At 28.7% G+C, this 1317-nt stretch carries 1 protein-coding gene; it reads left to right on the forward strand.

Features of this window, described 5'->3' with window-relative positions:
* Positions 1-182: 182 nt before the first annotated feature.
* Positions 183-1317 (forward strand): SLC13 family permease (locus ACRC03_RS09115; protein WP_438652254.1); only part of this gene is annotated, 1135 nt, incomplete at its 3' end.

Genomic DNA, 1317 nt, shown 5'->3' on the forward strand with positions numbered 1-1317 from the left:
ACCTTTATATTTTCAGATAATACTATTATTTCTCTTACTTGAAAAATTATATATATGAAAGTAATTACATTTGAATGTTTTCATTTAGAATATATATAAAAAAATTCTACACATCTAAACCCCATATCACTATTATTTAGAATTAGCCAAACTTATTTTATAACTTAATTGGAGGAGATAAAATGGATGTTAAACAAATGATAGCTCTCTTAATATTTTTACTAGTTATGATTGCTATTATATCAGAAAAATTAAATAGAGCTGTTGCTGCTATGACTGGTGCACTTCTTATGATTATTTTTAATATATTATCTTTTGAAACCGCACTCAGCCATGTTGATTTTAACACTATTGGTGTTTTAATTGGAATGATGCTTTTTGTAGCTATTCTTAAAAATTCAGGTATATTTGAATACATAGCAATTCTATCAGCTAAAAAAGCTAAAGGAGATCCTTGGAGGATAATGGTTTTATTTATGATAATAACTGCTTTATTATCTGGAATATTAGATAATGTCACTACAGTTTTACTAATAGGCCCAATGACAATAGTTATTTCTCAAATATTAAATATAGACCCTACCCCATTTTTAGTAACACAAATTTTAGCTTCTAATATTGGTGGTAGTGCTACTTTGATAGGTGACCCTCCTAATATTATGATAGGTAGTGCTGCTAATTTAAGTTTTTCAAGCTTTGTAGTAAATTTAGGTCCTGTAGTTGTAGTGATTTTATTTTCTACTATCTTGTGTTTTAAATTTATATATAAAAATAAATTATCTGTAAATACTGAATTCAAAGATCAAATACTAAACCTAGATGAAGCTAAATCAATACAAGATAAATCTTTACTCATAAAAGGTCTAATTGTTTTGGTATTTATATTACTAGGTTTTATATTTCATAATGTAATTCATATGGACTCTAGTATAGTTGCCTTGGCTGGTGGAACTATAATGTTATTAATAGGAAAGCAAGATGTAGATGAAATACTTGCAAGTATAGAATGGTCTACAATAGCATTTTTTATGGGGCTATTCATTATAGTTGGAGGTCTTGTGGAAGTAGGTCTTATAAATAATTTAGCTCAATCTTTAATAGATGCTACACGAGGTCATTTAGTGATTACTATGCTAGTAGTACTTTGGCTCTCAGCTATAATATCATCTTTCTTAGACAATATACCATTTGTAGCTACTCTTATTCCTTTAATCTTAACAATGCAAACACAAGGAATAGATGTAATGCCATTGTGGTGGGCTACTTCTTTAGGTGCCTGTCTTGGAGGTAATGGTACATTAATAGGTGCCTCTGCTA

The sequence above is a fragment of the Romboutsia sp. genome (assembly GCF_051659545.1).
In the GTDB taxonomy this organism is placed as follows: domain Bacteria; phylum Bacillota; class Clostridia; order Peptostreptococcales; family Peptostreptococcaceae; genus JBOFOR01.